Origin of the sequence: Streptomyces graminilatus (assembly GCF_001418565.1) — a bacterium.
In the GTDB taxonomy this organism is placed as follows: Bacteria; Actinomycetota; Actinomycetes; order Streptomycetales; family Streptomycetaceae; genus Streptomyces; species Streptomyces graminilatus.
Genome location: NZ_LIQQ01000186.1, coordinates 1 through 7286 on the forward strand (window position 1 = coordinate 1; position 7286 = coordinate 7286).

Annotated in this window: 10 protein-coding genes and 1 other RNA gene; 3 read left to right on the top strand and 8 right to left on the bottom strand. The window is 68.3% G+C overall.

What is annotated here, in order from left to right; translation table 11 throughout:
* The 4 genes from AOK08_RS17190 to AOK08_RS17205 all read right to left on the bottom strand — a co-directional run.
* On the bottom strand, positions 1 to 1340 hold a 1340-nt coding region (locus tag AOK08_RS17190), incomplete at its 3' end, for an NAD(P)H-hydrate epimerase (protein WP_055526502.1).
* A 72-nt stretch (positions 1341 to 1412) separates the two neighbouring features.
* Positions 1413 to 1784 carry a holo-ACP synthase gene (locus AOK08_RS17195; protein ID WP_055526503.1) on the bottom strand — a complete coding sequence of 124 codons (372 nt, stop codon included), beginning with the start codon at positions 1782 to 1784 and terminating at the stop codon, positions 1413 to 1415.
* Between the two features lie 73 nt (positions 1785 to 1857).
* Entirely contained in the window at positions 1858 to 2310 is a 453-nt protein-coding gene (locus AOK08_RS17200) for a hypothetical protein (RefSeq protein WP_055526505.1), read from the bottom strand.
* A gap of 3 nt (positions 2311 to 2313) precedes the next feature.
* A complete protein-coding gene (locus tag AOK08_RS17205) occupies positions 2314 to 3084 on the bottom strand; it encodes a hypothetical protein (protein ID WP_241826980.1) in 771 nt (256 codons plus the stop codon).
* On the opposite strand from AOK08_RS17205, the gene AOK08_RS48440 reads away from it, so the two are divergent.
* Positions 3077 to 3205, top strand: coding sequence for a hypothetical protein (locus tag AOK08_RS48440; protein ID WP_277816027.1), 129 nt, complete (start codon positions 3077 to 3079; stop codon positions 3203 to 3205). The genes AOK08_RS17205 and AOK08_RS48440 overlap by 8 nt on opposite strands.
* Before the next feature lie 118 nt (positions 3206 to 3323).
* Here AOK08_RS48440 and AOK08_RS17210 read toward each other — a convergent pair whose 3' ends face one another.
* Complete coding sequence (locus AOK08_RS17210) at positions 3324 to 3767, bottom strand: ATP-binding protein (protein ID WP_055526510.1); 444 nt, start codon at positions 3765 to 3767, stop codon at positions 3324 to 3326.
* A 225-nt stretch (positions 3768 to 3992) separates the two neighbouring features.
* Between AOK08_RS17210 and AOK08_RS17215 the strand changes: the two genes are divergently transcribed.
* Both AOK08_RS17215 and AOK08_RS43250 read left to right on the top strand, forming a co-directional pair.
* Entirely contained in the window at positions 3993 to 4844 is an 852-nt protein-coding gene (locus tag AOK08_RS17215; RefSeq protein ID WP_055526513.1) for a helix-turn-helix domain-containing protein, read from the top strand.
* Between the two features lie 8 nt (positions 4845 to 4852).
* Positions 4853 to 5038, top strand: a complete 186-nt coding sequence (locus AOK08_RS43250; RefSeq protein WP_079054081.1) for a DUF397 domain-containing protein — start codon at positions 4853 to 4855, stop codon at positions 5036 to 5038.
* Positions 5039 to 5131: 93 nt separating this feature from the next.
* Here the strand turns inward: AOK08_RS43250 and ssrA are convergent.
* From ssrA to AOK08_RS17225, 3 genes are all read right to left on the bottom strand, one after another.
* Positions 5132 to 5534: a transfer-messenger RNA gene (gene ssrA, locus AOK08_RS42320) on the bottom strand.
* A gap of 167 nt (positions 5535 to 5701) precedes the next feature.
* Positions 5702 to 6184 carry an SsrA-binding protein SmpB gene (gene smpB, locus AOK08_RS17220; protein WP_055526514.1) on the bottom strand — a complete coding sequence of 161 codons (483 nt, stop codon included), beginning with the start codon at positions 6182 to 6184 and terminating at the stop codon, positions 5702 to 5704.
* Between the two features lie 69 nt (positions 6185 to 6253).
* A partial coding sequence (locus tag AOK08_RS17225; protein WP_055526516.1) for a S41 family peptidase occupies positions 6254 to 7286 on the bottom strand: 1033 nt, incomplete at its 5' end.

A 7286-nucleotide genomic window follows, 5' to 3' on the forward strand; every position in this document is an offset into this window, starting at 1 on the left:
TGCAGATACGCCCCCACACTCCCCGCATCCAGCACGGAAAGCCCCGCCGCGAGCAACGCCCCGCTCAACCCCGACAGCACATCCCCACTCCCAGCAGTGGCCAGCCACCCCGTACCGGTCGCATTGACCCGCACGACACCCCCCGCCGCCCCGGCAACCAGCGTGGTAGACCCCTTGAGCAGCACAGTCGCCCGATACCGAGAGGCAAGCTCCCGCACGGCCGCCAACCGCGCCCCTTCCACCTCCGCCCGCCCCACACCAAGCAGCGCGGCAGCCTCCCCGGCATGCGGAGTCATCAACGTCGGCGCGGAACGCCCCCGCACCGCGCCCCGGTCCGCCAACCGCAACCCGTCCGCGTCGATCAGCACGGGTACGTCCGCCTCCACCACCTCGGCGACGGCAGCGGCGTCATCCCCAACCCCGGGCCCCACAACCCACGCCTGCACACGCCCCGCCTTGTGCGGCCCCTGATCGGACACGAGCGCCTCGGGAAAGCGGGCGATCACCGCATCAGCAGCCGGCCCCACGTACCGCACGGCCCCTGCCCCACCCCGCAGCGCACCCGCGACAGCCAGCACGGCGGCCCCCGGATACCGTGCCGACCCGGCCGCGATCCCGACGACGCCCCGCCGGTACTTGTCGCTCTCGACACCGGGCACAGGCAACAGCCGTGCGACGTCAGCGTGTTGCAGGGCCTCAAGCTCGGCCGCCCCGGGAAGCACCGCCCCAAGCCCAATATCAACGAGCCGCACGGTCCCGGCGTACTCGCGCGCCGGGTCGACGAACAGCCCCGGCTTATGGGTCCCGAAGGTCACGGTGAGATCGGCACGGAGGGCCTCCCCGTGCACCTCACCGCTGTCGGCGTCGACCCCGCTGGGCAGATCGACGGCGACCACAGGAACTCCGGCCTCCCGCACCGCCTCGACCACCGGCAGCGCATCGGCCCGGAGCCCACCCCGCCCCCCGATCCCGACAATGCCGTCGACAACGAGGTCGGCGCGCCGGACAACCGCACCGGCGCCCTCGGCACACGTCACCGCCCCGCCCGCTCCCCTCAACGCCGCAAGCCCTCCGGCATGGGTGCGCTCGGGCACCAGGAGCACCGCGGTGACACCCGCTCCACGCCGGGCGAGCCGGGCCCCGGCATACAGCGCGTCGCCCCCGTTGTCACCGCTGCCGACCAGCAGAACAACCCGGCTGCCGTACACGCGCCCCATCAACTGCCCGCAGGCGACGGCGAGTCCGGCCGCCGCGCGCTGCATGAGCGCACCCTCCGGCAACCGCGCCATCAGCTCACGCTCAGCCGCCCGTACCGTCTCCACGCTGTACGCAGTTCGCATACCCCGAGTCTCCCGCACACCCCACGAACGGGCCCACAGCACACGGCGCGCGCCAACGCCAATAGAGAGGCCCTACCCCTCCGCGATCACCACGGCCGAGGCCACCCCGGCATCATGGCTGAGGGACACATGCCACGACTGCACCCCGAGTTCCTCAGCACGCGCGGCGACAGTCCCCGAGACCCGCAGCCAGGGCCTCCCACTGTCCTCGACGCAGACCTCGGCGTCCGTCCAGAGCAGACCGGCCGGCGCACCCAGCGCCTTGGCGATGGCTTCCTTCGCGGCGAACCGCGCGGCAAGGGAGGCGACACCGCGCCGCTCACCACTGGGCAACAGCAACTCGCTCTCCAAAAAGAGCCGTTGGGCCAACCCGGGTGTCCGCTCCAGCGAGGCCCCGAACCGCTCGATCTCCGCGACGTCGATCCCGACTCCGATGATGCTCATGCGGAGCACCTTATGGTGTCCCGGTCGACGATCCCGTGCCGTGGGGCACAACTCAGGGAGCGGGCGACGGACCCTACGATCCGTGCGACGGCCCTGGACGTGGATCCACGGTGAACTCCCCAGTGAACGCATCGGTCCCCTGGGCAACGGTGACGGCCTGTTCGAGGAGGCGTGTGAGCGTACCCGCGTCGGTGCACAGGTTGAGGGGCCGGAAGAAGTGCTTGGAGACGGCGATTCCACGGGCGTCCAGCACACGCAGGATTGCTGCGGCCCAGGCGGAGAGATACCCCGCGGCGAACCCTGCGGCCCACGGCTCAGGGTCCGCCTCCATCGTGCCGCGCACCCGGGCCATGTCCTCAAGGGGAAGAACCCCGCGCTGTCTGAGGTCCTCCAACCCGAACACGAAGTCGCCGGCCACCTTGTCTGCGGGGATGCCCAACCCGAGGCACGTCGTCGTGAACCGATAGAGGTCGAGCAACTCCGACGGCTCATCGCCTTGAGCGCCGTCCGCCTGAGGACCATTCATCGGTCAGTCCTGTTCGTGAGGGCTCGGCACAGCATCCGGGTCATCGGCAAACAGGTCCTCCGCACGCACGACCGTCCGGGAGCGCTCCAGCCAGGTGTCGATCCGGTCGAGGTCGGCGCAGGTGGTGATGCGCTCGTGCACGTCTGCAGGAACGGCGATGCCGCGCACCTCCAGGACCAGCAGGATCCCCTTGGCCTCCCCCTCGGCCTTGCCCTTGGCCTGACCTTCGAAATAGGCGGTCTCCCGAACTGTCCCCCGGCCCGGGAAGTAGCTGACGAACGACATGATGTCCTTCCATTTCTTTCCGGCTGGTGTCTTACCCAGGGTGACTTCCAGGAAGTCGAAGAAGTACTCGGCGGTGTCGGGATCGGTTTGCCGCAGTTCCTGAAGCACGGTACCGATTGCCTCCAGTATGGCGTCGCCGTCGCTGCTGCGGGCGTGTGCCAGGGCGGAGAGCACGGCCAGCGGGAGGTTCTTGGCCACGGTCCTGACATCCGTGATCACGGGCAGGTTGTCCGGCCCGGCGACCAGCGGATACACCCGCATAGCTGTCCAACCGCTCGTGCCGCATTCGAAGGGACCGGCGGCCCACTTGGCCGTGGCCTGGTCCTGACAGACGACGAGCAGCAGCACAGGCAGTTCGTACTTGGCCTGGAGGTAGCTGACGTAATACGCCCAGCTCCGCTCCTTACCCGGCACTCTGGCCGACTGCGACTCGATCGCGAGCAGAAAATCCTCACCGTCGGACGGACCGATGCGCAGGACGGTGTCCACGCGCCGTTCCAGCGGCCTGGCCTCCGTCACGTCCGTGGTGACGGCGTCCACGGTCGCCTTCGCGGACAACGGGACTCCCAGCACCCCGAACACGGGAGCCAGGATCTCGGGCCGCTCCTGAAAGATGCGGTGCAGACCCTCATGAGCTGACGTAACCATGTGCGCAACCTTGACTGAGCAGAGGGAGAGATTTCGAGGAATTCGCGATGCGTTCGCTCTTTCGAGTTACGCATAAACGTTCACGCCGCCGACTTCAGCTCGCACCACACGAATTTCCCCCGGTTCCCGAACCGGCTGAGCGGCTGCCACCCCCAGAGGTCGGAACAGGCCACCACCATCCCCAGCCCGCGCCCGTCCTCCGCCTCACCGACCTGCCCCAACTTCCGGGGCGGCTGCGGCGGTCGGGGATCGGCGTCCCACGCTCCAATACGCAGTACGCCGGCGGACCAGCGGATGCGCAGGGCTGCGGGCCCCTTGGTGTGCCGTACGGCGTTGGACATCAACTCCGTGGCGAGGAGTTCGGCGACATCGACGAGGCCGATCAGTCCGTGCACGGTGAGGATCAGCCGAAGGGTGCGGCGGCTGACGGTGACGGCGCGGGGGTCGTTGGGGACGTAGAAGGAGTACTCCCAGGAATCGGGCTCGGAGGTGAACTCGGGTTCGGCATCGACAATTTCAGGCATGCGTCAACTCCCGTTGGGTGGTGGGGGGTTGCGGTCGGCGGGGCGGTGGCATGCCGCAGCCGTCTTGGCAGGACGGTGTGGTGCGCTTCCGGAGGATCCCGGCGTTCCACAGAGTGTGCGTCGCGTCACCGACGGTACGTCTAACTTGTAATCCCGAGCAAGCCGATCGCGTAATCTGACCCCGAACGGGCGGCACCGGCCGGAGTGTTGAACAAGGAGCGATGGATGGTCCTGAGGCGCGAGCCCTCGGCGCGTCAACTGCGACTGGGAGTCGAGTTGCGCAGACTCCGCGAGGCGGCAGGACTCTCGGCCGTCGAGGCAGCAGCCCTGCTGGGGGTGAATCGCGTCCAGATGAGCCACATCGAAACCGGACTCGCGGGCGTGAGCGAGCAACGACTCCGCCGCCTGGCATCCCACTACGCCTGCACGGACGAGGAGTTCATCGACGCCCTGGTCGCGATGGCCACCGACCGGACGCACGGGTGGTGGGAGGAGTACAGGGGGCTGCTGCCCGCGCCGTTCATGAACCTGGCCGAGCTGGATCATCACGCTCGATTTCAACGCAACGTGGCCATCCTGTTCGTACCGGGCCTGCTGCAGACAGAGGACTACGCCCGTGCCGTGTACTCCAACAGGATCCCTGAACTTACGGAAGACGAACTTGAATTGCGCGTACGCCACCGCATGGCGCGCCGCGTGATCGTAGAGGGCTCATCACCCATTCCCTTCGAGGCAGTGATCCACGAAGCGGCACTGCGGATGATGGTCAGCGACCGCGCCGCGTCACGAGCCCAGCTCGCGCTCATCCTGGAACTCTCCGAAGCAGCTCACATCACCGTGCGCGTCATCCCATTCGCGTTGGAGGGCTTCTCCCTGGGCGGCAGCACGATGGCATACGTCGGCGGCAGCGTGGCCAAACTGGACACTGTGATCCGCGACGGCCCCGCCGGTACGGCCTATGTCGATGCAGAAGCACAACTCGACACATACCGAGCGCGCTTCCAGAAGGTGAAAGCTGTTGCACTCACACCTGAGCAGTCGCGTGACTTCATCTACAAGCTGGCGAAAGAGCTGTGAGGCGACTCATGACCACCCCCGACAGATGGCGAAAGTCGTCCTACTCCGACGGCGGCGACGGCGACGACTGCGTGGAGATCGCAGCCTCCCCCACCCACATAGCCATCCGAGACTCCAAGGCCCCAGCTACCCGCACCCTAACCTTCCCCCCCTCCGCCTACACCCCCTTCGTCGACTCCCTCAAGTCACCGTAGGTGCCCAGGCGTGCACGCCAAAGGCCCCGCCGCTCGAAAGCGACGGGGCCTTTGGTACTGCACTGCACTGCTGGGCACTGCATAACATGGGAATTGTGGAGATGGCGGGAATCGAACCCGCGTCCAACGGTGCGGAATCAGGGCTTCTCCGTGTGCAGTTCGCTGTGCTTTTCTTGGCCCCGGCAATCACGCGAACAAGTCGCCGACGGGCCCAGTCACTGTTAGATTTCCCTCTTCACCCCGTGACCGGGATCAAGGTTTAGTCCCCTAGCTGATGCCAGGATCCGGGTCGGGAACACTCCCGGGCTGACACTCCCATTAGTGCGGAGCAGGCTCGTCGCTACCTGAAATCAGGCGGCGAGGGAGAACTGCTGCGCGGGAGAATCGCTGTTGGAATTGGCGATTATTTTTTTCGGCCTGTGGTTTACGAGATCATGGCCGCTTCCTCGACACGCTTCACCTGCTTCGACATCCGCTGTCGAAACCGATCATCCCCATGTTGTTTTTTCAATCCCCTCCGAAGAGGAGTCCCTCCGGGGAGGGGGGTGCACCCTCGGTGAGGTGCGTTGCCATCGTACGTGACCAACACGCGCGCGTGCCACCAATATTCCGCGCGCCCGGTCGCGCCACGGGCCGGGCAGCCGATTCAGGCCGCCTCCGCCGCTACGCGTGCTGCTGCTTGCGCCGCACCGCCGAGACCGCCCGGTCCGTCTCACGACGGTCCTGCTTCTCCCGCAGCGTCTGCCGCTTGTCGTACTCCTTCTTGCCTCGCGCCAGCGCGATCTCGATCTTCGCCCGGCCGTCCTTGAAGTACAGGGCGAGAGGCACGATCGCGAGCCCCGACTCCCCCGACTTCGACTCCAGCTTGTCGATCTCCGCGCGGTGCAGCAGCAGCTTCCGCTTGCGCCGCGCGCTGTGGTTGGTCCAGGTGCCCTGGCTGTACTCCGGCACATGCACGTTGTGCAGCCACGCCTCGTTGCCGTCGAGCTGCACGAAGCCGTCGACGAGCGAGGCCCGCCCCTGACGCAGCGACTTCACCTCGGTACCGGTGAGGACCAGACCGGCCTCATAGGTGTCGATGATGGCGTAGTCGTGGCGCGCCTTCTTGTTCTGGGCGATCAGCTTGCGCCCTTTTTCCTTAGCCATAGTGCCGCCATTTTCGCACTACGAGGCCACCAGAAGGAAAGCCGATTACCAGGAGGCCACGAAAAGGTACTACGGCGTATCGCCCAGGCCGCTCAGGACCGTCTCCGCCTGCTTCAGTGCCCCCGCTCCCTGGCCCGCGTCGAGGTCGGGCGTGAGGCCCACGCCGTCGACGCCGTGCCCCGACGGGGTGCGGTAGTGGCCGACGGTCAGCTCGGCGACGGAGCCGTCGGGCAGCCGGCTCGGCATCTGCACAGAACCCTTGCCGAAGGTCCTGGAGCCCACGACGACCGCCCGGCCACGGTCCTGGAGGGCGCCGGTGAGCAGCTCGGCCGCGCTCATCGTGCCGCCGTCGACGAGCGCGACCAGCGGCCTGGTGGTGTCGCCGCCCGGATCCGCGTGCAGGGCGCGCTGCTCGCCGTTGACGTCGTACGTGGCGACGAGGCCGCCGTCGAGGAAGGCGGAGGCGGCGGTGACGGCCTCGGTGACCAGCCCGCCGGAGTTGCCGCGCAGGTCGAGGATGATCCCGGCACCGGCCGGGGCCGTCCGGACCGCGCCGCGCACCACGGCGCCGACGCCCTTGGTGAAGGCGGCGACCCGGATGACGGTGACCTCGCTCTCGGCGACCCGCCGGACGGTCGCGGGGTCCGTGGAGAGCTGTGCCCGGCGTACGGTCTCGCTCCACGCGCGCGTGCCGCGTTCCAGCCCGAGCCGGACGGTCGTACCGGCGGCGGCGTCCTGGGCGTCGCCGCGCAGTAAGGAGACGACCTCGGTGACCGGCCGCCCGTCGACCGACCTGCCGTCCACGGTCCGCAACCGGTCCCCGCCGCGGATCCCGGCGACGGCCGCGGGCGACCCGGGCCGCACCCTGGCGACCTCGATACGGCCGTCCCGCTCGCGCCGCGCCGACAGCCCGACGCCCGTGTACCGGCCGTCGAGGGCCTCCTCCAGCTCCTCGTAGTCCTCCGGGGAGTACACCGCTCCCCAGCGGTCACCGCTGCGGCTCACGGCACGCTCGGCGGCCTCCAGCGGCGACTTGCCGTGGGCCATGGCCTCGGCAGCGGCGGCAGCGACGGCCTCGCGGTGGCCGGCGGGGGTGGTGGAG